This is a genomic window from Allobosea sp. NPDC055353 (assembly GCF_053644975.1).
On sequence record NZ_JBSHMC010000001.1, the window covers coordinates 1,005,348 to 1,028,196 of the forward strand.

Sequence of the window (22,849 nt, forward strand, 5' to 3'; positions counted from 1 at the left end):
CGCCGTGCCTAGGGTGACGATAGCAGGGTGTCCTTGCCTGGCAAATCGATTGCGGCGCGGCGCTCCGCGGCCTTGCGCTCCAGCCTTGTGATCCCACGAAAGGCGAAGACCAGCGCCAGCACGCCGAAGGCGACGGCCCCCAGCGCGGAGCCCGCGAGCGCGCCCTTCGGCCCGGCGAGATGCGCGCCGAGGAACGCAAGCGGCATCGTGCCGAGCGTGGCGCGGCCCCAGCTGAACAGCGTCGACAGGAAGGGCATGCCGAGATTGTTGAAGGCGGCGTTGGCAACGAAGAGCATGCCGACGAAGATCCACATCGGCCCGGCGATCAGGCAGAAGAACAGCACGAGCTCGGCCGTCAATCCCGTCGCATGGAAGGCGGAGACGATGGCGCCGCGGAAGACGAAGAGCAGCGCCCAGGAGACGAGCACGGAGGCCCCGGCGAAGATCGCCGCATCGGTCAGGCCCCGGCGCATCCGGTCGAAGCGCCCGGCGCCCCAGTTCTGGCCGAGGATCGGCCCGACCGCGCCCGACAGCGCGAACAGCACGCCGAAGGCGACCGGCACGAGCCGGTCCATGATCGCGAGCGCCGCCACCGCCGCATCGCCGAAGCGGGCAACGACGCTGGCGAAGACCGCGTTGGCGATCGGGTTCGAGAGATTGGTCAGGATCGCGGGGCCGGCGATGGCGAAGGTTCGGGCGCTGTCCTGCCGGATGAAGGAGAGGCGCGGCCGTTCGATCATGCCGTGCACGGTCACACAGCCGTGGAAGCCGATGGCGCAGATGATGACCCGCGCCAGCACGATCGCGATCGCGGCGCCGTCCGGCCCGAGCCCGAAGCCGAAGATCAATAGTGGATCGAGGCCCGCCGTGACGATGCCGCCGCCGAGCGTCACATACATCGCCCGCCTGGCGTCGCCGACCGCGCGCAGGATGCCGGAGAAGCCCATGCCGATCGCCATCAGGGCGTTCGACGGCAGCACGATATGGAGGAAGGAGAGGGCGACCGCATGCGACTGGTCGCGCGCGCCGAGCAAGCTGAGCAGCCAGGGCAGCAGCGGCAGCGCCGCGAGCGAGAGGACGAGAGCCACCATCGCCGACAGGGCCATGGTCGAGCCCGCGATGCGCCGTGCCGCCGCACGGTCGCCCGCGCCGATGCTGCGCGAGGTCAGCGCGGTGACGGCGATCATCAGGCCGACATTCACCGAGATCATCAGGTAGAGCACGATGGTGGCGAAGCCGACGCCGGCCGTCGCTTCCGGCCGTCCAAGCCAGGAGACGTAGAGCAGCGAGAGCAGATCGACGACGAAGACCGCCATCAGGCCGACCGAGCTCGTCGCGGTCATCACCGCGACATGGCGCATCAGCGGGCCTTCGAGGAAGACGGCCTGTGGCCGGGCCGAAGCCTGGCTCATCGTTCCGGTTCCCCGACGCCGCCGACGGCGACCTCGGCGCCACCATCCTCAATGACCTGCCGCGTTTCAGGCGTAAGCGGCTTCGACTTGGCCTTGGGCGTGACCAGCGGCTCGGGCGAGACGCGCGGCACACGGTTGATCGCGGCAGCGAGCCCCTCGTGGAACTGGATCTCCATGCGCTGCGCGTCACGGTCGCGGACGTGATCGATCACCAGATCGGCCTCGTCGCGGGTCAGGCCCAGCGTTTCCAGGGTGACGCGGCCGAAGCCGAGCGCCGATTCGAAGGTCTCGCGCATCTGGAAATCGACATTCGCCTTCATCAGTTCGATGGCGTGGATGCGGTCATAGGCGCGCACATGCAACCGCACGCTCGGGAACTCGGCCTTGACCATCTCGACGATCCTGAGCGCGGCCTGCTTGTCGTCGACGCAGATGCAGATGACGCGGGCCTTGCCGGCGCCCGCCGCGCGCAGCACGTCGAGGCGGGTGCCGTCGCCGTAATAGATCTTGAAGCCGAACTGCGCCGCCGAGCGGATGCGCTCCACGTCGGAATCGATCACGGTCACGTCGATATGCTGGAGCAGCAGCGCCTGCGTCACGATCTGGCCGAAGCGGCCGAAGCCGATCACCATCACCGGGCTGTCGCCGACGCCGTCATAGTCCTCGTCCATCGTCGCGGGCGCGATGCGCGCCAGCAGCACGGCATCGATCAGCTTGGCGACGACCGGGCCGAGCAGCATGCTGATCGCGGCGAGCGCGGTGACCATCGCCGATTGCTGAGGCGTCAGCAGCCCGTTTGCCAGGCCGAGCGGCAGCAGCACGAAGGCGAATTCGCCGGCCGGCGAGAGCAGGGCGCCGGCCCGGACGGCTTCGAGCCAGGACGAGCAGGACAGCCGCAGGATCGAGGTGACGACCGCGATCTTGAACAGCACCAGCAGCGGCGCCGCGAGCGCCAGCAGCATCCAGTTGTCGGCGACGAGCTTGAGGTCGAGCGACATGCCGACCGCCATGAAGAACAGGCCGAGCAGGACGCCGCGGAAGGGCTCGATATCGGCTTCGAGCTCGTGCCGGAAATGCGAGTCGGCCAGCATCACGCCGGCAAGGAAGGCGCCCATCGCCATCGAGAGCCCGACATGCTCCATCAGCAGCGCCGAACCCAGCACGATCAAGAGCGCGGCGGCCGTCATCACGTCCTTGGCGCCGGTATGGGCGAGGATGCGGAAGAACGGGTTCATGACGTAGCGCCCGGCCAGCACGATCAGGACGAGGGCGACGAGCGCGATGCCCAGGCTCGCCAGCGCCATCATCGGGCTGCCGGTCTCCTGCCCGCCGGTGGTCGCGAGCAGCGGCAGCAGCGCCAGCACCGGTGCGATCGCCATGTCCTGGAAGAGCAGGATCGAGAAGGTGCGCCGGCCATAGGTTTCGTTGCCGTCGCCGCGCTCCTCCAGCAGTTGCAGCGCGATCGAAGTCGCGGAGAGCGCGAGCGCCACGCCGACGGCGACCGCCCCCGCGGCCGACAGGCCGAAATACCAGCCGAACAGGCCGATGCCGCCGGCGCTGAGCGCCATTTGCGCCAGACCGGAGCCGAGGATGTCCTTGCGCATCGAGTAGAGCCGCGAGGGCTGCAATTCGAGGCCGACAAGGAAAAGCAGCAGCACGACGCCGATCTCGGCCGTGCCGCGGATCGCGTCAGGGTCCTTGATCACGCCGAGGATGGATGGGCCGATGACGATGCCGGCCGCGAGATAGCCGAGCACGGCCGACTGGCCGAGCTTGCGGAACAGGGGCACGGCGATCACCGCCCCCGCGCAGAAGGTCAGGATCGGCGGGAGATAGCTGGCATGCGAGGCTGCGTCGGCCATGCGGGTCTCGGTCCTCGGGAACGGGTTTTCGGTCCGGCGCGACGCTCGGCGTGGCGGTCCGTCGCTCTATCTAGGCTTTCGATGACGATCCTGCGAGGGGCAATCGGCATCGCGGTCCAGCCTTGGGCGATCAGGTGATTGATGGATCGCCCTTGATCTGCCCCGCCCTTGTCATTCCGGGGCTTCGCGCAGCGAAGAACCCGGAACCCACGACTGGGTGAGCGGCTCGCAACCGAACACCTGATGTTCCACCCAGTCGTGGGTTCCGGGTTCGCGCCTGTGGCGCGCCCCGGAATGACAAAGGCGTCCAGCCTGCGCCGCTTCGCTTCCTTGACATCGCCCCGATCCCGCCGAAAGAAGACGCGGACTGATCGGAGAACCTTTCGCGCGTGACCAAGCCGCCGCTCGACATCCTGCTCTGTGCCCCGCGCGGCTTCTGCGCCGGGGTCGTGCGCGCCATCGACGCCGTCGAGAAGGCGCTGAAGCTGCATGGCGCGCCGGTCTATGTCCGCCACGAGATCGTCCATAACAAATACGTCGTCGAATCCCTGAAGCGGAAAGGCGCCGTCTTCGTCGCCGAGCTCGACGAGGTGCCAGACGAGACGCGGCCGGTGATCTTCTCGGCCCATGGCGTCGCCAAGGCGGTGCCGGCGGCGGCCAAGGCGCGCAATCTCTTCGCTATCGACGCGACCTGTCCGCTGGTGACGAAGGTTCATCGCGAGGCCGAGGTCCATCACAAGCGCGGCCGCCATATCCTGCTCGTCGGCCATGCCGGCCACCCGGAAGTGATCGGCACGATGGGCCAGCTCCCCGAGGGCGCGATCACCCTGATCGAAACGCTGGAGGACGTCGCGACGCTTCAGGCGCCGGAGGGCCAGCCTCTCGCCTATGTCACCCAGACCACGCTCTCGGTCGACGATACCCGCGGGATCGTCGAAGCGTTGCAGGCCCGCTTCCCGGAGCTGATCGCCCCGCACAAGGAAGATATCTGCTACGCCACGACCAACCGGCAGGAGGCGGTGAAGCGCGTCGCCCCGCTGGTCGATGGTCTGATCGTGGTCGGCTCGCCCAATTCCTCGAACTCGCAGCGCCTGCGTGAGGTCGCCGAGCGCGCCGGCTGCCCGGTGGCGCGGCTGGTGCTGCGCACCGACGAGATCGACTGGTCGGTCTTCGGCCAGATCCGCAGCCTCGGCATCACTGCGGGCGCCAGCGCCCCCGAAGTGCTGGTCGAGGAGATCATCGACGCCTTTGCCGCGCGCTACGAGGTTCGCGTCGAGACCGTCTCGACCGCCGACGAGAACGTCTTCTTCCCGCTGCCGCGCGAATTGCGCGGCGAGGCGACGCCGGACGCGGCGGAATAATCTCAGCAAAAGAGTGCAATCGTGGCCGTCTATACCGAAGTGCCCGATGACGAGATGGCCGCCTTCGTGGCGCGCTACGGCATCGGCGAACTCCTCTCCGCCAAGGGCATCGCCGAGGGCGTCGAGAACTCGAACTACCTGATCCGCACCACGCAAGGGTCCTTCATCCTCACGCTCTACGAGAAGCGAGTGAATCCGGACGACCTGCCGTTCTTCCTCGGGCTGATCCAGCACCTCGCCGCGCGCGGGGTGATCTGCCCGCAGCCGGTTAGCGACAGCCGCGGCGAGATGCTCGGCCGGCTTGCGGGTCGCCCCGCTGCCATCGTCACCTTCCTCGACGGTCTCTCGGTGCGCCGCCCGACGGCCGCGCATTGCCAGGAACTCGGCAGGGGGCTCGCGCTGCTGCACAAGGCGGGCGCGGATTTCGCGATGGAGCGGGTCAACGCGCTCTCCGTGCCGGGCTGGCGGCCGCTGGCCGAGCAGGCCGGTCCTGACGCCGACAAGGTCTCGCCCGGCCTTGCCCGGCGTGTCGCCGCCGAGATCGCCGTGCATGAGGCAAGCTGGCCGCAAGACCTGCCGCGCGGCGTGATCCATGCCGATCTTTTCCCCAACAACGTCTTCTTCATCGGCGACCGGCTCTCCGGCCTGATCGATTTCTATTTCGCCTGCACCGACGCCTATGCCTATGACCTCGCGATCTGCCTGAATTCCTGGTGCTTCGAGGCGGATTCCTCCTTCAACCTCACCAAGGGCCAGGCGCTGCTCGCCGGTTACGAGGAGGTCCGTCGGCTGAATGAGGCGGAGGTCGAGGCGCTGCCGCAGCTCTGCCGGGGCAGCGCCTTACGCTTCCTGCTGACGCGCCTGGTCGACTGGCTCAACGTGCCGGCAGGCGCGCTGGTCAAGCCGCATGACCCGCTCGAATACGACCGCAAGCTCGCCTTCCACCAGCGCGTCGCCGACGCTCGCGAATATGGATTGAAGCGGTGAGCGACACGGTCGAAGTCTGGACGGACGGTGCGTGTTCCGGCAATCCCGGCCCCGGCGGCTGGGGCGCGATCCTGACCTTCAACGGCGTCGAGAAGGAGCTTTCGGGCGGCGAGGCCCAGACCACCAATAACCGCATGGAACTGATGGCGGCGATCGCCGCGCTGGAGGCGCTGAAGCGCCCGGTCACGGTCGCGCTCCACACCGACAGCCAGTATCTGCGCCAGGGCATCACCGGCTGGATTCATGGCTGGAAGAAGAACGGCTGGAAGACGGCCGATCGCAAGCCGGTCAAGAACGCCGAGCTCTGGCAGCGCCTCGAGGCGGCGCTCGGCCGTCACAAGATCGAGTGGAAATGGGTCAAGGGCCATGCCGGCGACGCGATGAACGAGCGCGCCGATGCCCTGGCGCGCGCCGGTATGGCGCCGTTCAAGAGCGGCGGTCGTTGAGGCTCAGCCCAGCGGCTGGCGATAGACGATGAAGCCCGACTTGTCGGCGACCTTGTCGTAGAGCGCCTGCCCCTGCAGGTTGGATTCATGCGTCTGCCAGTAGACGCGGTAGCAGTTCTTCGCCCGCGCCATCTCGTTCACGGCCCCGATCAGCTTGCGGCCGACGCCGGTGCCGCGCGATTCCGGCACGGTGAACAGGTCCTGCAGATAGCAGATCGGCTTCTCGCTCCAGGTCGTGCGGTGGATGACCCAGTTGACCATGCCGAGCGGCTTGTCGCCCTCGAAGGCGAGGAAGCCGCCCATCGGCTCCTGGCCACCGGTCAGGCGCCCGAAGGTTATGGCGTCGATCTCCGTGGGCAGCGTCGCCTTGTAGAAGGTCAGGTAGCCATGCCAGAGCGGGGTCCAGGCCTCCCGGTCGGTCGCGGCAAGCGGGCGAATGGTGATCTCGGCCATCGGTATTCTCCTCCGGCCCGGAAGCTAGCGGTGGTTTCGCAGCTTGTCTCATGACAAGCGCAGATCGGATCGATCAGTTGATCTGGTCTGATGCCAGGAAACGCTCGACAGCGCTGGCGCTCAAAGCCTGAGCGGGATCTTCCCTCCAGAGATCGAGAATGATGCCTGCCAGGCGGGCTCTCGCCCGCCTCTGCTGCTGGCCGCCGACGGTGTTGACGCTGTTCACCGCCATCCAGGCCGCGTCGAAAGCGCCAGCCAATTTTGCCAGCTCCGCAGGTTCGACAACAAAGCCTTGAAACGGCATGTCCTCTCCCCCATACGCATACGCCAGAGACGTGGAGCAGTTTAAGAGGCAGCGCACGCCTCGCAATGTCAAAAGCTAGGTCGGCTTCCGACCCGTTGCGGATATTTCAGCTTGGTGGAGGGCGAACGCAGCGGCGCGCATTCTGGTGCACGCTTGCCTTGTGGGGACGGGTGATCGCACCAATGAGATTTGGGTTATAATCTCGTTTGGTGAACCCTTGCTACGCATCCGCTGCTCGTGAGCAACTCATGCCAATTGGCCCTCGATCGCCTCGCCTTGCCGTTCTGATCGACGCGGACAACGCCTCGGCGAAGATTGTCGACCGCCTGTTCGAGGAAATCGCCGAGATCGGCGAGGCTAGCGTCCGCCGAATTTACGGTGATTTCTCTAGCTCTCGCTCGAAGGCATGGGCAGATGTGCTGTCAAAGCACGCCATCATTCCTCAGCAGCAATTTGCTTATACAACCGGCAAAAACGCCTCTGACATCACGCTTGTCATCGATGCGATGGACTTACTTCATAGCGGTCGGTTCGACGGCTTCTGCTTGGTTTCCTCCGACAGCGACTTCACTAGGCTTGCTGCTCGCATTCGAGAACAGGGCGTCGACGTCTTCGGATTTGGCGAGCAAAAGACTCCAGAGAGCTTTCGGCAGGCTTGCCGACGATTTGTCTACACAGAGAATCTGCTGGTCAGCCCGCCATCTAATCATCAGGAAGCCGCTCCGAATTCTAGGTCCCTCCAGCAACCATCGGACGCGGTTCCAATTATCCGGAAAATCATCGACCAGATGGAAAGCGAGGATGGTTGGGTGCCGCTTGGCATGGTTGGCAATCGGTTGGCCAATCTTGCTTCCGATTTCGATCCGCGCACTTACGGCTTCCGTAAGCTTAGTGACCTAGTTCGTAAAACGAACGCTTTCGAGATCGAGCACCCAGCAGATCGGCCAATGCGTATCAAGCAGCGCGAGACAGGGAAGTCCCCAAAGGCGAAGCGAGCTCGCTAGTTCAAGCCAGCCCAACGCCAAAGCGCTGGGCGCGCGAAAGCGAGAAGCTCGATTTTACAGGAGATTGACCTCTGGCATCGGTTGGCCTCAATCCGGAGCGCTTTTGGGGCTCTACATAGCCAAACCTTACAGCTGCATTCTGCTTGCTTGTTCCATCCATGCGGACTGCTCGCGAGGCAGAATGTCATAAGCATTCAGCTGAAAAGAGTTCGATCAGCGGAACTTGGCGGCCAGACCACAATCAGTAGGTCGTCCGCTACCGACCTTTGCAGACATTTACCCTATCCGGCCAGCCAACAAAAAAGCCCGCGCAGCGGCTGCGCGGGCTCCAATCTGTTTCCGTGCCTTAAGGCTCAGAGCTTCTCGAGCATCGCCGCGGCGCCGGAGGCTTCCGCCTTGCCGGCGGCTTCCTCGACATTGAGCTCCTTCACCACGCCGTCCTCGACCAGCATCGAGTAGCGCTGCGAGCGGGTGCCGAGGCCGAAGCCCGAGCCGTCCATCGAAAGGCCGATCTCCTTGGCGAAATCGGCATTGCCGTCCGAGAGGAACTCGATCACGCCGGCGCCGCCGGTGGCCTTCGACCAGGCGTCCATGACGAAGACGTCGTTGGTGCTGGTGACCATGATGGCATCGACGCCCTTCGCCTTGATCTCGGCCGCCTTCTCCAGATAGCCCGGCAGATGATTGCGATGGCAGGTCGGGGTGAAGGCGCCGGGCACGGCGAAGAGCACCACCTTCTTGCCGGCGAACAGGTCGTCGGTCGTGCGCGCGGCCGGGCCGTCGGCGGTCATGACGCGGAACGTCGCCTGGGGAAGCTTGTCACCCACCTTGATGGTCATCAGCCTGTCTCTCCGTGAAGCCTGCGGCCAGAGGGGCCGCCCGGCCTCACGGATTAGGGCTTGCCGGCGGGGATGTCGAGTTCCAGCCGCGTCTCGATCGGCCGCGGCGTGCCGCGCACGGTGAAGATCAGCGGGGTCGGACCGGACGCGCCCTTCGGCCGCTCGTCGATTCGGATCTGGGCGACGACCGTGCCGTCCGCCTGCGCCGTCAGGCGGGATTTGCCGAAGGACCACATGCCCGATCCCTCGACGAAAACGTCCTCGATGCGGCCTTCCGGTGGCGGTTGCAGCACGAGCCGTAGGCCCGGATCGACCACGCTGTCATCGGGCCCGGCCTCGATGATCGCGATCTTTTCCTTGTGGGTTCCGGGCTTGGCCGGGACCGGCACGCGCGCCTCGTAGCTTTCGAGGCGTGGCGAGGTCACCATCGTCACGCCGGGCTCGAGCCACAGGCTCGCCTCGCCCTTGGCGGGAATGCAGATCTTCTCGCAGACGGCATAGTCGAGCTTGAGCACGACCAGCACCGGCCGCGTCGGATCGACCGGCTGGACCGAGATCGGGATCACGACCTCGCCGGCATAGCCGATGGAATAGCCGGCCGAATCCTGGAAGCGCTCCGGCACCGGCCAGCGCACGTCGAGCCCGCCGATATTGGTCGAGCCCGACCAGTCGAAAGCCGGCGGCACGCCGAACTGCCCGGGGCTGCGCCAATAGGTCTTGTAGCCCGGCGACAGCGCGATCTCGACGCCGACACGCTGCTTGCCGGTCGCGGTGGTCGGCCCGGCGATCAGACGCAGCTTCGCGTGCTCGCTCGCCGACCAGGGCGAGGTGGCGGCCTCGGTCATCGCCTCCTGGGCGCGAGCAGCGGAGCCGAGCGCCAGGGGCAGCAGGGCGAGCAGGGGAAGAATGCGGTTCACGGGCCCAGCCTTTACCGATTGCGGCCCTGAAAAGCGAACAAAACCTGTCATCCTCCGCCGGTCCGTGCCGATGCGGCACGCGCCGAACCTTGCGCAGGATTGGGGCACAATCGCGATAGCGCGGCCGCTGCCCGTCGCGATGGTACAGGCGCACGCGAACGTGATCCACGCCGCAACCTCCGGCCGGTACGTCCTTCGACAGCGCGCGGCTGCAAGCCAAGCCTTGCCGACCCTCCCCGACAGCCTCTAGCATGCTCACCATGAAGATCGGCTCACAATCGCGCGTCGGCGGCCGCAGCTATCTCGATGGGCAATGCCTGATCGCGATGCCGGGCATGGCCGATACACGCTTCAGCTGCAGCGTCGTCTATGTCTGCGCCCATTCCGAGGATGGGGCCATGGGCATCATCGTCAACAAGCCGGCGGGCGACACGAAATTCCCCGAGCTGCTCGTCCAGCTCGACGTGATTCCCTCGGAAGAGCTGATCCGGCTGCCGAGCCGGGCCGAGCGCATGCAGGTGCTGCGTGGCGGACCGGTCGAGACCAAGCGCGGCTTCGTCCTGCACAGCGCCGATTTCTTTCTGGAATCGGCGACCCTGCCGATCGACGAAGGCATCTGCCTGACTGCGACGCTGGACATCCTGCGCGCCATCGCCAATGGCGACGGGCCGGAGAATGCGGTGCTGGCGCTGGGCTATGCCGGATGGGCCGCCGGCCAGCTCGAATCGGAAATCCAGTCCAATGGCTGGCTGCATTGCGCTGCCGACCCTGAGCTGCTCTTCGACGAGGGCGTCGAGACGAAATATCAGCGTGCGCTGAACAAGATCGGCATCGACCCGGCGTTCCTGTCGCGCGAGGCCGGGCACGCGTAATTCCTTCTCCCCTCGGGGGAGAAGGTGTCTGCGAAGCAGACGGATGAGGGAAGGGTCGCGCAAGCGGCCCTTCGTTGTTTCTGCGATGTGGCGCTGCCCTCATCCGTCAGCGCTGCGCGCTGACACCTTCTCCCCCGAGGGGAGAAGGATTCTCAAGCCGCTTCGGTCGCCGCCGCAGCCGTGGCACCCATCAGCCGGCGCGCTTCCGCCGCTGTCATCGGCTGGCCGAAGATGTAGCCCTGCGCATACTGGCAGCCGAGCTGGTAGAGCTCGATCGCATCCGACTCGCTCTCCGCGCCCTCGGCAACGACATCCATGTGGAGATCGGCGGCGAGCTGCACGATCGAGCGCAGGATCACCGGCGGGCGGCCATTGCCCATCTGGCGCACGAAGCTCTGGTCGATCTTGATGGTGTCGAACGGGAAGCGCTGCAGATAGGACAGCGAGGAATAGCCCGTGCCGAAATCGTCGAGCGAGAGGCCGGCGCCGAGATCGCGGATGCGCTGCAGCATCTGCGCGGCATATTCCGGGTTCTCCATCACCAGGCTCTCGGTGATCTCCAGCTTCAGCGTGCCCGGCAGCACGCGCCGGCGCCCGAGCACGGTCTTCACGTCATGCAGCAGGTCATGGCGCAGCAACTGCCGGCTGGAGACGTTGACGCTGGCGAAGATCGGCGGATCGACCTCCAGCGCCGCCTGCCAGGCCTCCAGCTCGCGCGCCGTCTTGTCCATGACATAGACGCCGAGATCGACGATCAGCCCGGTTTCCTCGGCGATGGCGAGGAAGTCCTGCGGCATCAATCGGCCTTCGCGCGGATGGTCCCAGCGCACCAGCGCCTCGAACCCGGCGATGGTGCGGTCCTCCAGCCGGACGATCGGCTGGTAAACGACCTGGATCTCGTTGCGCTCGATCGCCCGGCGCAGGTCGCTTTCCAGCGCGAGCCGGTCGTTGCGGTCGGTCCGCATCGCCGGCACGAAGACCTCGATCTTGTTGCCGCCCTGGCGCTTGGCATGGGCCATGGCGAGCTCGGCGTTCTTCAGCGCGTCTTCCTTGCGCGAGGCCGGCGCCGGATCGAACAGCGCAAGCCCGATCGAGGGCGTCAGCACGATCTCGCGCTCGGCATAGGTGATCGGCGTCGAGACGGCGCGGCGCACCAGTTCGGCCAGCGCCAGGATGCGCTCGGGGTCGCGCTCGGAGACGAGGATCATCGCGAAGGTGTCGCCGCCGATGCGGGCGAGCGTGTCCTGCGCCCGCAGCAGGCGGCCGAGGCGGCGCGCCAGCGTCAGCAGGATCGAATCGCCGGCCGAGAAGCCGACCGACTCGTTCACCTGCTTGAAGCGGTCGACATCGATGACCAGCACGGTCGGGCGGATATTGTCGTCGGCGCGGGTGAAGCCGAAGATCGCCCCCAGCCGGTCCTGGAACAGCTTGCGGTTGGGCAGGCCGGTCAGATTGTCATGGACCGCGTCGTGCAGCAGCCGCTCCTGCGCGGTGCGCTGCTCGGTGACGTCCGTGAGCGTCCCGATGACGCGGATGACCTCGCCGTCAGAGCCGATCACCGGGCGCGCCTTGACGTTGACCCAGTGATAGGCGCCGCTGGCGGCGCGCAGGCGCAGATCGAGGTTGAGCTTGCCCCGGCGCTGCTCCAGCACGGCATCGAGCGTGACGCGATAGCGGTCGCGGTCGGCGACGTGCATGTGCTCCAGCCAGCGCGCGGCCGAGCCTTCGAGCGCGCCCTTGGGCAGGCCGAGCAATGCCTCGATCTGTGGGGAGACGAAGACCTTGTCGGAGCTGACATCCCAGTCGAAGACGAGGTCGCCGGAGCCGGAGAGGGCCAGCGCCCGGCGCTCCGTATCCGAGACCAGCCCCTGCGAGATCGCGCCGCCGGCAAAGGCATGCTGGATCACGGTGAAGCCGATCAGCAGCACGATCAGGACGAGGCCACCCAACAAGGCAGGCGCCACGAGGTCACGCTGGAACTGCCCGGTCACCGTGAAGCTCGCGGCGGTCACCCAGACGGCGAGCAGGAACCAGGTCGGGATCAGCATCACCGCCCGCTCATAGCCATGCGTCGCCAGATGCACGACGAGGATGAAGCCGATCGCCGCGACAGCGGCGATCGAGATGCGCGCGATGCCGGACGCCATCGGCGCGTCGAAGACGGCGAGACCGATCAGCCCGGCAAGGCCGAGAATCCAGATTGCCGTGACATGGCCGTAGCGCACGTGCCAGCGCGACAGGTTGAGATAGGCGAAGAGGAAGACGAGCAGCGTCGCCGCCAGCACCACCTCGGCGCCGGCGCGGTAGATTCGTTCGATCGCCGGCGTGAGCGGAAACAGGCGCTGGAAGAAGCCGAAATCGAGGCCGGCATAGGCCAGGACCGCCCAGGCCAGCGCTGCGGCGGCCGGGAAGATCACCGCGCCCTTGACCACGAAGATGATGGTCAGGAACAGCGCCAGCAGGCCGGCGATGCCGATGATGATGCCCTTGTAGAGCGTCAGCCCGTTGGTCTTCTGGCGATAGGCCTCGGCTTCGTAGAGATAGAGCTGGGGCAGGTTCGGCGATTTCAGCTCGGCGACGAAGGTGACCGTCGTGCCGGGGTCGAGCGTGATCAGGAAGACATCGGCATCGGGGCTGGGCTCGCGGTCGGGCGAGAGACCCTGGCTCGCGGTCACTGCCTCGATGCGCTTGTCGCCGAGATCGGGCCAGACCACGCCGGAGCCGATCAGCCGGTGGAAGGGCGCGACCAGCAGGCGGTCGATCTGCTCGTCGGAATCGTTGGTCAGCGCGAAGACGATCCAGTCCGGCCGGGCGCCGGCTTCGCGTGCCTTCACGGCAATGCGCCTGACGATGCCATCCGGCCCCGGCGCGGTGGAAATCTGGATGACGTCGCCGTCGGACTTGTTGCGCTCGACGACATGGGTGAGGTCGATCACGGGGGCATCGACGGGAACGCGGACCGCCTCGACGGCCTGGGCCGGCAGGGCAGCGGCGCAGAACCACAGGACAAGGCCGGCCAGCATGAGGCCGGCCCGGAAGACGCGCTCGGAAATGGACAAGCTGTGCTCGATTCTCAGGCGGGAAGCGATCATTCGAAATTTAACGAAAAGCCCTATCGGCCGCTCATGGCAAGGGCAAGGCGGAGCTGGCCTGTGGTCAACCGTCGCGGTCACGGTCTGCTTCCGGGCAGCACGTCGCTGGACAGCATGCCGTAAAGCAGGTGATCGGCCCAGTTTCCGTTGATCTTGAGATAGGCGCGCGCCAGCCCTTCATGCCGGAAACCGACCCGTTCGAGCAGGCGCCGCGACGGCTCGTTGTTCGGCAGGCAGGCCGCCTCGACTCGGTGCAGGGCGAGATCGGAGAAGGCGAAGCGCACGGCACCGCGCACGGCCTCCGTCATATGGCCCTTGCCGGCATGGTGCCGCCCCATCCAGTAGCCGAGCGTACAGGCCTGGGCGACGCCGCGCCGGACCAGCCCGAGGGTCAGCCCGCCGAGCAGGGTCTCCGTATGCGTCTCGAAGATGAAGAGCGAATAGGCCTCGTCGGTCGAGATTTCGCGGGCCGCGCGCTTGGCGCGCAGCCGGAAGGAGGTGCGGGTGAGGTCGTCCTCGTTCCAGGTCGGTTCCCACGGCGCCAGGAATTCCCGGCTTTCCATGCGCAGGGCGCTCCAGGCTGCATGGTCGCCGGCTTGCGGTGCGCGCAGATAGAGATTCGGCGTCCGGATCAGCGGGCGGCTCGGCGGCTCGCTCGGGAAACGGAAGAGCGCCATTGCGGTTCAGTCCGCAGCCCGGGCCGCGTGGCGCAGGCGCTTGGCCGGGGGCAGGCCCTGAGTCGGGCCGACCGCCGCGATCGTCGGCTGGTGGCCCAACAGCGAGCGGCCGGCGGCGCGCACATCCTCAAGCGTCACGGCATCGAGCCGGGCGGCGAGCTCCTCGCGCGGAATCGCCCGGCCGAAGAGCAGAACCTGCCGCGCCATCTGCTCGAGCTTGCCGCCGGGGCTCTCGAGCGAAGCCAGCAAACCGACCTTCATCTGGGCGCGGGCGCGGGCGACCTCGACCTCGCTGACGTCTTCGGCAGCCTGACGAAGGCAGCCGAGGGCGACTTCGATCAATTCGCCCGCATCCTCCGGCGCGGTCCCGGCGCCGATGCCGAAGACGCCGCAATCGGAAAAAGGCCAGTGGAAGGCATCGATCGCATAGGCGAGGCCGCGCTGCTCGCGCACCTCCTGGAACAGGCGCGACGACAAGCCGCCGCCAAGCACCGAGGCGAAGATCTGGAGCGGATAATGTGTGCCTCCGGTGAAGGGCAGGCCAGGCAGGCCGAGCACCAGATGGACCTGTTCCTCGTCGCTGCCGATGCGGGCCTCGCCGCCGCGATACTCGCCGGTTTCGCGGGTCAATGGCTCGGCCGGCGGTGCTGGAAGATTCGACAGGTGCTGGCGGGCGAGCGCGACGAGCTCGTCATGGTCGACCGCGCCCGAGGCGGCGAGCACCATGTTGCCGGCATGGTAGTTGCGGGCGAGATAGGCGCGGATCGCGTCGGGCGTGAAACCCTTGACCGTCTTGGCGGTGCCGAGGATCGGCCGGCCGATCGGCTGGTCCGGGAAGGCAGCCTGCAGGAAGCGATCATAGACGAGATCGTCCGGCGTATCCTGCACGGCCGAGATCTCCTGCAGGATCACGCCTTTCTCGCGCTTCAATTCCTCCGCGGTCAGTGACGGCGAGGTGATGATGTCGGCGAGAATGTCGACGGCCAGCCCGAGATCGGAGCCGAGCACGCGGGCGGTGTAGCAGGTATATTCGACCGAGGTCGCGGCATTGAGATCGCCGCCGACGCTCTCGATCTCCTCGGCGATCGCGAGCGCGCTGCGGCGCGCCGTGCCCTTGAACGCCATATGCTCGAGCAGATGGGCAAGCCCATGCTCATCAGGCATTTCATCGCGCGAGCCGGCTCCGATCCAGATGCCGAGCGAGACGGTCGCGGCATGGTCCATGCGCTGCGAAACGACGCGCAGGCCGGAGGGCAGGGCAGTCAGCGCGACATCGGGATCGTGCTGGCCTTCCGGTCGCGCGGGGGCGGCGAGCTCGGTGGTCTCGTGAGGAACCGTCGCGCTCACGCTGCCGCTCCGCGCACGGCCCGTGCATGCTCGCGCACGAAGGCCTCGATCGTGCCGAGATCGTTCGGCAGCAGCGTCATCCGTTCCTTGCGCTCCATCAGGTCGGCGAGATGGGCCGGAAGCGCCGGTTCGATGCCGCTTGCCGCCTTCACCGCCGCCGGGAACTTGGCGGGATGGGCTGTGCCGAGCACGATCATCGGTGTCGCCGAATCGCGCTTCAGCGCCTGCCGCGCAGCGGCGACACCGATCGCGGTATGCGGATCGAGCAGGTAGCCGGCCTCGCTCCAGCTCTTCTTGATCTCGCCTGCGATCTCGTCCTCGCTCTGCGAAGCCGCGTCGAACTCGCTGCGGATGCGCTGGAGTGCCTCAGGCGCGATCTCGAAGCGGCCGGATTGCTGCAGCGACTGCATCAAACGGCGCACGGCAGCGCCGTCGCGGCCATGGGCCTCGAACAGCAGGCGCTCGAAATTCGAGGAGATCTGGATATCCATCGAGGGCGAGGTCGTCGCCTGGACGCCGCGCATCTCGTAGGCGCCGGTTTCGAGCGTGCGCGCCAGGATGTCGTTGCTGTTGGTCGCGATGCCCAGCCGCTCGATCGGCAGGCCCATCTGCTTGGCGACCCAGCCGGCGAGGATATCACCGAAATTGCCGGTCGGGACGGTGAAGGAGACCTTCCGGCCCGGCCCGCCCAGCGAGACGGCCGCCGTGAAGTAATAGACCACCTGCGCTGCGATGCGCGCCCAGTTGATCGAATTGACGCCGGACAGGCCGATCTCGTCGCGGAAGGCGTGATGGTTGAACATCGCCTTCACGAGATTCTGGCAGTCGTCGAACGTGCCCTCGACCGCGATGGCATGGACGTTCGGCGCATCGACCGTGGTCATCTGCCGGCGCTGCACGTCCGAGACGCGGCCTTCCGGATAGAGGATGAAGACGTCGACGCTCTTCAACCCCTTGAAGGCGTCGATGGCAGCGCCGCCGGTATCGCCCGAGGTCGCGCCGACGATGGTGGCGCGCTGGCCGCGCTGGCCGAGCACATGGTCCATCAGGCGCCCCAGCAACTGCATCGCCACGTCCTTGAAGGCGAGCGTCGGGCCGTGGAACAGCTCCAGCACGAAGAGATTGTCGCCGATCTGCGTCAGCGGGCAGACGGCCGGATGGCGGAAACCGGCATAGGCCTGGTGAATCATGCCGGAGAGCGCAGTGCTCTCGATGTCGCCGTCGCTCAACGCGCCGAGCACGCGCTCGGCGACAGTCGTGTAGGGTTTTCCGGCGAAACCGGCGATCTCCGCGGTGGAGAGCGTCGGCCAGCTCTGCGGCAGATAAAGCCCGCCGTCACGGGCAAGCCCGGTCAGCAATGCGTCGGAAAAACTGAGCGCCGGAGCTTCGCCCCGGGTGGAAACATGCAGCACGGTCTTGGCCTCGATGATCTCAGCCTGTTGCTATAGGCCGGTCCGGCGCATTCGGCAAAAGGTTGCGCGCTCAGCTCGCCGCGGCGCCCTTGCGGGCCTGCCAGACGAAGGCGGCGAACACCCCGAGCAGCGTCAGCGCCAACCCGAACCAGGTCAGCGCATATTGCAGGTGGTTGTCCGGAATGCGCCCGATCAGCTCGCGCACATCGACGCCGGCCGGCGGCGTCATGCCGTCGCCCTCGCGCGCCGCTTCCAGGTAGAACGGCGCCGGCGGCTGGCCGAGCGAGGCTGCGATCGCGGCGGGGTCGCGCGTGTAGAATTCGCGGATCGCCGGCAGGTCCTGCGGGGTGAAGCTGTTGCGCGCCTCGGGCGCTCGCAGGAAACCGTTGATCGTATCGGGCCCGCTGGCCGGGCCGATCTGGCCGAGCCGGCCCTCCGGCACGAAGCCGCGATTGACCAGGATGACGCCGCCATCCTCCAGCTTGAATGCCTGGAAGATCCAGCGCCCGAAGCCGGAAAGCTGCCGGCTGCCGGGCGGACCGGCGGCGATAGTGGTGCGCACCCCGGCGATGCGTTCGTCGAGATAGCTGCCCCTGGCGACGACATGGGTCAGGTCGAGCGCGGCAGGATCGAGCTTCGCCCAGTCGGCACTCGATGGCATCGGGGCGGGGGCCCCGGCTGCCTGCTGCTGGAGGCGGTCGATATAGGCGTGCTTCTCGCCCATCCGCTCGAGCTGCCACGCGCCGAGCGCGCACAGGACGACGGCGCCGACGATGGTCAGCAGCGTCAGCAGCAGCAGCCCGGACTTGCGGGGGGCGGGTGTCGACGTTGCGGTCACGGCTCGCGCCTGCCTTCCTCGGCCTTGTGGGCATATTGCAGGGCAACCGCGAGCCCTTTCATCGGCCGGAGCAGGCCGAGGCACAGGATGATGGCCAGCGGCAGCCACATCAGCAGGTGCAGCCAGATCGGCGGCTCATAGGCGATCTCGACATAGAGCGCCGCGCCGAGCACGACGAAGCCGACGATCAGCATGATGAACACGGCCGGGCCATCGGCCGAATCGGCGAACTTGTAGTCGAGCCCGCAGGCATTGCAGCTTGGTTTGAGCTTGAGGAAACCATCGAACAGCGCGCCCTCGCCGCAGCGCGGGCAGCGCCCCGCCAGGCCCGTCGAATAGGGAGAGGGGAGGGTGGGGTCAGAATTGGCCATCGCAGCCTCCCAGAGCATCGGCCCGAAACGTGGAAGGCGGTTTTCGGGAAAGCCGTTGCACAATCAAAGGACCTAAACAGGAAAGGCGGCCTCGCGGCCGCCTCTCGTCAGACGTTGACCGCGAGAGCGCGGTGGAGCGCAGGGTCAGTGCGCGGCGGCAGCGTGCGCGCCGGCGCCCCAGACGTAGATCGCGGCGAACAGGAACAGCCAGACCACGTCGACAAAGTGCCAGTACCAGGCGGCGAACTCGAAGCCGAGATGCTGCTCCGGCTTGAAGTGCCCGAGATAGGCCCGGTACAGGCAGATCGCCAGGAAGATCGTCCCGATGAAGACGTGGAAGCCGTGGAAGCCGGTCGCCATGAAGAAGGTGGCGCCGTAGATATTGCCACTGAAGGCGAAGGTGGCGTGCGAGTACTCGTAGAGCTGGCAGATCGTGAACAGGATGCCCAGGATCACGGTGAGCCACAGGCCCTGCTTCAGGCCGGAGCGGTCATTGTTGATCAGCGCGTAATGCGCCCAGGTCACGGTCGTGCCCGAGGTCAGCAGGATCAGCGTGTTGAGCAGCGGCAGGTGCCAGGGGTCGAAGGTCTCGATGCCCTTGGGCGGCCAGTGCCCGCCGGTGAAGTCGTAGCGGAGATAGTTGATCTCCTCGCCGGCGAAGAGGCTCGCGTCGAAATAGGCCCAGAACCAGGCGACGAAGAACATCACCTCGGAGGCGATGAACATGATCATGCCGTAGCGGTGATGGATCTGGACGACGCGGGTGTGGTGGCCTTCCTTTTCGGCCTCGCGCACCACGTCCATCCACCAGGCGAGCATGGTGTAGAGCACGCCGAGCAGGCCGGCGCCGAAGACGAGCGGACCGAGATGCATGCCGCCGATCGGCAGCGCCTTCATCCACATCACCGCGCCGATCGCCATGATCGTCGCGCTGGCGGCGCCGACGAGCGGCCACGGGCTCGGATCGACGAGGTGGTAGTCGTGGTGCTTCGTATGGGCCCCGGCCATCGTATTCAGTCTCCGCGTACGGCTTTTTGTCCGCGCTTCTGCTCTAGCGCGTTCTACAGTTTCGGATTGCCCGCGTCACCCTTGACGGAGCCGGCCTTGTCCTCCGCGACGGGCTGGCCCGACTTGGAGGCAAAATAGGTATAGGACAGCGTGATGGCGTGGACCCCGTCGAGCTCGCGATTATCAGCGATTTCGGGGTCGATATAGAACACCACCGGCGCCTCGAAGCTCTCGCCCGGCTTCAACGTATGCTCGGTGAAGCAGAAGCACTGGATCTTGACGAAATAGGCCGCGCCCTTTTCGGGGGCGATATTGTAGGTCGCGATGCCGGTGACCGTGCGGTCCGACCGATTCGTCATCTTGTAGAACACGGTCTGGGTCGCGCCGACCTGGACCTTGATCTCCGGGCTCTCGGCCTCGAATTTCCAGCCCAGCCCCGGCGCGACATTGGCGTCGAAGCGCACGGACATGGTCCGGTCGAGGATCCTGCCGGCGCCGGCCGTGCCGGTCATCGGCGTGCCGCCGAAGCCGGTGACCTTGCAGAACAGGTCGTAGAGCGGCACCGCAGCGAAGGAGGCGCCGAGCATGCCGAAGGCGACGCCGGTGCAGATCAGGGCGGTGCGGGCCGGGTGGCCTCCGGACTTCTGGGGAGAGGCGTTCGTCATCACAGCGGCCGGTTCAGGACGGCGGGGCCGATCTTCACCAGCGTCACCGCGAAGAAGAAGATCACGAGCCCGCCGAGCACCAGCGCCAGCGCGATCGAGCGGCGGCGGCGGCGCGCCATGTCCTCAGGCGAGAACGCGGCGGGAGCGGAGTGCTGAGGGCGCTGGTCGCTCATCCCAGCACCTTCGGCAGGGCCCACATCAGCCCGAAGCCGTTTTCGACGATCAGCACGGCGAACAGCAGAAAGAGATAGAGGATCGAGAAGCCGAACAGCGACCAGCAGGCCTTGGTCGCGGCCGGGCCTTCCGTGCGCAGCCAGACCCGGATCGACAATGCGATCATGACGAGCCCGGTCGAAACCGAGACGGCGAGATAGAGCAGTCCACCGAAGCCCATCAGCGCGGGCAGGACGGCGACCGGAGCCATGATCAGCGAATAGAGCACGATCTGCCGGCGCGTCGCAGCAGGACCGGCGACGTTCGGCATCATCGGAATGCCGGCGCGGGCATAGTCGGCCGATTTCACCAGGGCCAGCGCCCAGAAATGCGGCGGCGTCCACAGGAAGATGATCGCGAACAGCACGATCGAATGCCAGCCGAAATCGCCGGTCACGACGGCCTCGCCGATCATCGGCGGGAAGGCGCCGGCAGCGCCGCCGATCACGATGTTCTGCGGCGTCCAGCGCTTCAGCCACATCGAATAGACGACGGCGTAGAAGAAGATGGTGAAGGCGAGCATCGCCGCGGCGAGAGCGTTGGCGATGAGGCCGAGCACCAGCACCGAGCCGATCGACAGCGTCAACCCGAAGGCCAGCGCCTCGGAGGGCAGGACGCGGCCCGACGGGATCGGCCGCTTGGCCGTGCGGCTCATCAGCGCGTCGATATCGGCGTCGTACCACATGTTGAGGCAGCCTGACGCGCCGGCGCCGACCGCGATCGCCAGCAAGGCGGCAAGGCCGAGCACGGGATGCACCGAGCCCGGCGCGGTGGCCATGCCGGTCAGCGCCGTCACGATGACCAGCGACATCACGCGCGGCTTCAGCAGCGCGAAGAAGTCGCGCGCTTCGCCGGTGGAGGCTGTCAGGCTCTCGGTATGGGTCTCGAACGCAGCAGACATCAGTCGAATCGTCTTCGTACTCTTGTGAACGGCGCCATGGGCGCTGGGTATTCGCGGCGGTGGTAGCCGCCCGTCTCCGGAACGCCGCGGGGCGCTCGGGGGAAGGGCGGCGGCGGGCCGAAAAGCCCGCCGCCTCGAGCATCTGACCGAAAAGTGGATCCCACTTTTCGGAAAAATCGGATGCTCCAGCAATCGGCGAGATCATCGCGCGTCCATCGACGCGCGATGATCGAAGTCTCAGTGGTCCGAGCCGGTGATACGCGGCAGCGTCTCGAACTGGTGGAACGGCGGCGGCGAGGGCAGCGTCCATTCCAGCGTCGTCGCGCCTTCGCCCCACGGGTTGTCGCCGGCGAGCTGCTTCTTCGTGAAGGCGACGATGATGCCGTAGAAGAACACCAGCAGGCCGAACGCGAAGATGTAGGAGCCGATCGACGACACAAAATGCCAGTGCGCGAAGGCGTCCGGATAGTCCACATAATGACGCGGCATGCCGGCGAGCCCGAGGAAGTGCTGCGGGAAGAACAGCACGTTGGCGCCGACGAAGGCGATCCAGAAGTGCAGGCGGCCGATCCAGTCGGGCATCACATAGCCGCTCATCTTCGGGAACCAGTAGTAGAAGCCCGCGAAGATGCCGAACACGGCGCCGAGCGACAGCACGTAGTGGAAATGCGCCACGACGTAATAGGTCGCATGCAGCGAGCGGTCGACGCCGGCATTGGCCAGCACGACGCCGGTGACGCCGCCGACGGTGAACAGGAAGATGAAGCCCATCGCCCAGAGCATCGGCGCGGTGAAGCGGATCGAGCCGCCCCACATCGTCGCGATCCAGGAGAAGATCTTGATGCCCGTTGGCACCGCGATCACCATCGTCGCGAACACGAAATAGCGCTGCGTGTTGAGCGACAGACCGGCCGTATACATGTGGTGAGCCCACACGATGAAGCCGACGACGCCGATCGCGACCATCGCGTAGGCCATGCCGAGATAGCCGAAGATCGGCTTCTTCGAGAAGGTCGAGACGATGTGGCTGACGATGCCGAAGGCCGGCAGGATCATGATGTACACTTCGGGGTGACCGAAGAACCAGAACAGATGCTGGTACAGGATCGGGTCGCCGCCGCCGGCCGGGTCGAAGAAGGTCGTGCCGAAATTGCGGTCCGTCAGCAGCATGGTGATCGCGCCCGCCAGGACCGGCAGCGACAGCAGCAGCAGGAAGGCCGTGACCAGCACGCCCCAGGCGAACAGCGGCATGCGGTGCATGGTCATGCCGGGCGCGCGCATGTTCAGGATCGTGGTGATGAAGTTGATTGCACCAAGGATCGACGAGGCACCGGCCAGGTGGAGCGAGAGAATGCCGAAATCGACCGACGGGCCGGGGTGGCCGACCGTGGAGAACGGCGGATAGACCGTCCAGCCCGTGCCGACGCCATGCGCACCCGGCGCGCCCTCCATGAACATCGAGATGATCATCAGGATGAAGGCGGCGACCAGCAGCCAGAACGAGACGTTGTTCATCCGCGGGAAGGCCATGTCCGGTGCGCCGATCATCAGCGGCACGAACCAGTTGCCGAAGCCGCCGATGACGGCGGGCATGACCATGAAGAAGATCATGATCAGGCCGTGGCCGGTGACGAAGACGTTGTAGCTCTGGCCGTTGGCGAAGATCTGCAGGCCGGGCTGCTGCAGCTCGATGCGCATCATGATCGAGAGGAAGCCGCCGACGAGCCCCGCCATGATCGAGAAGATCAGGTAGAGCGTGCCGATGTCCTTGTGGTTGGTCGACAGGAGCCACCGGCGCCATCCGGTCGGATGGTCGTGATGGGCCTCGTCATGGCCGTGAGCGTGAGCCGCTGTTGCCATCGTTCTTC

General features: G+C 66.4%; 22 protein-coding genes. 5 read left to right on the forward strand and 17 right to left on the reverse strand.

The features are described from left to right. Window positions 1-8 precede the first annotated feature (8 nt). Window positions 9-1,412 carry an MATE family efflux transporter gene (locus ACWIEX_RS04565; protein WP_454031934.1) on the reverse strand — a complete coding sequence of 468 codons (1,404 nt, stop codon included), beginning with the start codon at window positions 1,410-1,412 and terminating at the stop codon, window positions 9-11. Then, entirely contained in the window at window positions 1,409-3,274 is a 1,866-nt protein-coding gene (locus ACWIEX_RS04570) for a monovalent cation:proton antiporter-2 (CPA2) family protein (RefSeq protein WP_454031935.1), read from the reverse strand. The genes ACWIEX_RS04565 and ACWIEX_RS04570 overlap by 4 nt, the downstream gene beginning before the upstream one ends. Before the next feature lie 389 nt (window positions 3,275-3,663). Here ACWIEX_RS04570 and ispH point away from each other — a divergent pair, with 389 nt between their 5' ends. The 3 genes from ispH to rnhA are packed head-to-tail and all read left to right on the forward strand — an operon-like array spanning window position 3,664 to window position 6,068. Then, window positions 3,664-4,635, forward strand: a complete 972-nt coding sequence (gene ispH, locus ACWIEX_RS04575) for a 4-hydroxy-3-methylbut-2-enyl diphosphate reductase (protein ID WP_454031936.1) — start codon at window positions 3,664-3,666, stop codon at window positions 4,633-4,635. 21 nt (window positions 4,636-4,656) lie between these two features. Further along, window positions 4,657-5,622, forward strand: a complete 966-nt coding sequence (locus tag ACWIEX_RS04580; protein ID WP_454031937.1) for a homoserine kinase — start codon at window positions 4,657-4,659, stop codon at window positions 5,620-5,622. Then, window positions 5,619-6,068 carry a ribonuclease HI gene (gene rnhA, locus ACWIEX_RS04585; RefSeq protein WP_454031938.1) on the forward strand — a complete coding sequence of 150 codons (450 nt, stop codon included), beginning with the start codon at window positions 5,619-5,621 and terminating at the stop codon, window positions 6,066-6,068. Before ACWIEX_RS04580 ends, rnhA begins: the two co-directional genes overlap by 4 nt. Window positions 6,069-6,071: 3 nt before the next feature. Here rnhA and ACWIEX_RS04590 read toward each other — a convergent pair whose 3' ends face one another. Continuing rightward, window positions 6,072-6,521, reverse strand: a complete 450-nt coding sequence (locus ACWIEX_RS04590) for a GNAT family N-acetyltransferase (protein WP_454031939.1) — start codon at window positions 6,519-6,521, stop codon at window positions 6,072-6,074. Window positions 6,522-6,594: 73 nt separating this feature from the next. Next, the gene (locus ACWIEX_RS04595) at window positions 6,595-6,825 is read right to left on the reverse strand and encodes a hypothetical protein (RefSeq protein WP_454031940.1); all 231 of its coding nucleotides are present in this window, start codon (window positions 6,823-6,825) and stop codon (window positions 6,595-6,597) included. Between the two features lie 248 nt (window positions 6,826-7,073). Between ACWIEX_RS04595 and ACWIEX_RS04600 the strand changes: the two genes are divergently transcribed. Further along, window positions 7,074-7,829: an NYN domain-containing protein gene (locus ACWIEX_RS04600; protein ID WP_454031941.1), complete on the forward strand. Its 756-nt coding sequence runs from the start codon at window positions 7,074-7,076 to the stop codon at window positions 7,827-7,829. Window positions 7,830-8,182: 353 nt separating this feature from the next. Here the strand turns inward: ACWIEX_RS04600 and ACWIEX_RS04605 are convergent, their stop codons facing one another. Continuing rightward, window positions 8,183-8,668 carry a peroxiredoxin gene (locus tag ACWIEX_RS04605; RefSeq protein ID WP_454031942.1) on the reverse strand — a complete coding sequence of 162 codons (486 nt, stop codon included), beginning with the start codon at window positions 8,666-8,668 and terminating at the stop codon, window positions 8,183-8,185. A gap of 53 nt (window positions 8,669-8,721) precedes the next feature. After that, window positions 8,722-9,585: a protein-disulfide reductase DsbD domain-containing protein gene (locus ACWIEX_RS04610; RefSeq protein ID WP_454031943.1), complete on the reverse strand. Its 864-nt coding sequence runs from the start codon at window positions 9,583-9,585 to the stop codon at window positions 8,722-8,724. Window positions 9,586-9,845: 260 nt separating this feature from the next. Here ACWIEX_RS04610 and ACWIEX_RS04615 point away from each other — a divergent pair, with 260 nt between their 5' ends. Next, the gene (locus ACWIEX_RS04615) at window positions 9,846-10,457 is read left to right on the forward strand and encodes a YqgE/AlgH family protein (RefSeq protein ID WP_454031944.1); all 612 of its coding nucleotides are present in this window, start codon (window positions 9,846-9,848) and stop codon (window positions 10,455-10,457) included. A 152-nt stretch (window positions 10,458-10,609) separates the two neighbouring features. Here the strand turns inward: ACWIEX_RS04615 and ACWIEX_RS04620 are convergent, their stop codons facing one another. From ACWIEX_RS04620 to ctaD, 11 genes are all read right to left on the reverse strand, one after another. Next, complete coding sequence (locus ACWIEX_RS04620) at window positions 10,610-13,480, reverse strand: EAL domain-containing protein (protein WP_454033460.1); 2,871 nt, start codon at window positions 13,478-13,480, stop codon at window positions 10,610-10,612. Window positions 13,481-13,626: 146 nt separating this feature from the next. Continuing rightward, entirely contained in the window at window positions 13,627-14,226 is a 600-nt protein-coding gene (locus ACWIEX_RS04625; protein ID WP_454031945.1) for a GNAT family N-acetyltransferase, read from the reverse strand. A 6-nt stretch (window positions 14,227-14,232) separates the two neighbouring features. Then, on the reverse strand, window positions 14,233-15,492 hold the full coding sequence (locus ACWIEX_RS04630) for a M16 family metallopeptidase (RefSeq protein WP_454033461.1): 1,260 nt from the start codon (window positions 15,490-15,492) through the stop codon (window positions 14,233-14,235). A gap of 77 nt (window positions 15,493-15,569) precedes the next feature. Beyond that, complete coding sequence (thrC, locus tag ACWIEX_RS04635; protein WP_454031946.1) at window positions 15,570-16,985, reverse strand: threonine synthase; 1,416 nt, start codon at window positions 16,983-16,985, stop codon at window positions 15,570-15,572. Window positions 16,986-17,055: 70 nt separating this feature from the next. Continuing rightward, on the reverse strand, window positions 17,056-17,823 hold the full coding sequence (locus tag ACWIEX_RS04640) for an SURF1 family protein (protein ID WP_454031947.1): 768 nt from the start codon (window positions 17,821-17,823) through the stop codon (window positions 17,056-17,058). Further along, window positions 17,820-18,194, reverse strand: a complete 375-nt coding sequence (locus ACWIEX_RS04645; protein WP_454031948.1) for a DUF983 domain-containing protein — start codon at window positions 18,192-18,194, stop codon at window positions 17,820-17,822. The genes ACWIEX_RS04640 and ACWIEX_RS04645 overlap by 4 nt, the downstream gene beginning before the upstream one ends. Window positions 18,195-18,338: 144 nt before the next feature. Beyond that, entirely contained in the window at window positions 18,339-19,202 is an 864-nt protein-coding gene (locus ACWIEX_RS04650) for a cytochrome c oxidase subunit 3 (RefSeq protein WP_454031949.1), read from the reverse strand. Window positions 19,203-19,255: 53 nt separating this feature from the next. Then, entirely contained in the window at window positions 19,256-19,867 is a 612-nt protein-coding gene (locus ACWIEX_RS04655) for a cytochrome c oxidase assembly protein (protein WP_454031950.1), read from the reverse strand. Then, window positions 19,867-20,040: a hypothetical protein gene (locus ACWIEX_RS04660; protein WP_170843302.1), complete on the reverse strand. Its 174-nt coding sequence runs from the start codon at window positions 20,038-20,040 to the stop codon at window positions 19,867-19,869. Before ACWIEX_RS04660 ends, ACWIEX_RS04655 begins: the two co-directional genes overlap by 1 nt. After that, the gene (locus tag ACWIEX_RS04665) at window positions 20,037-20,981 is read right to left on the reverse strand and encodes a heme o synthase (RefSeq protein WP_454031951.1); all 945 of its coding nucleotides are present in this window, start codon (window positions 20,979-20,981) and stop codon (window positions 20,037-20,039) included. The genes ACWIEX_RS04660 and ACWIEX_RS04665 overlap by 4 nt, the downstream gene beginning before the upstream one ends. Before the next feature lie 237 nt (window positions 20,982-21,218). Further along, complete coding sequence (gene ctaD / locus ACWIEX_RS04670; protein ID WP_454031952.1) at window positions 21,219-22,841, reverse strand: cytochrome c oxidase subunit I; 1,623 nt, start codon at window positions 22,839-22,841, stop codon at window positions 21,219-21,221. Window positions 22,842-22,849 lie beyond the last annotated feature (8 nt).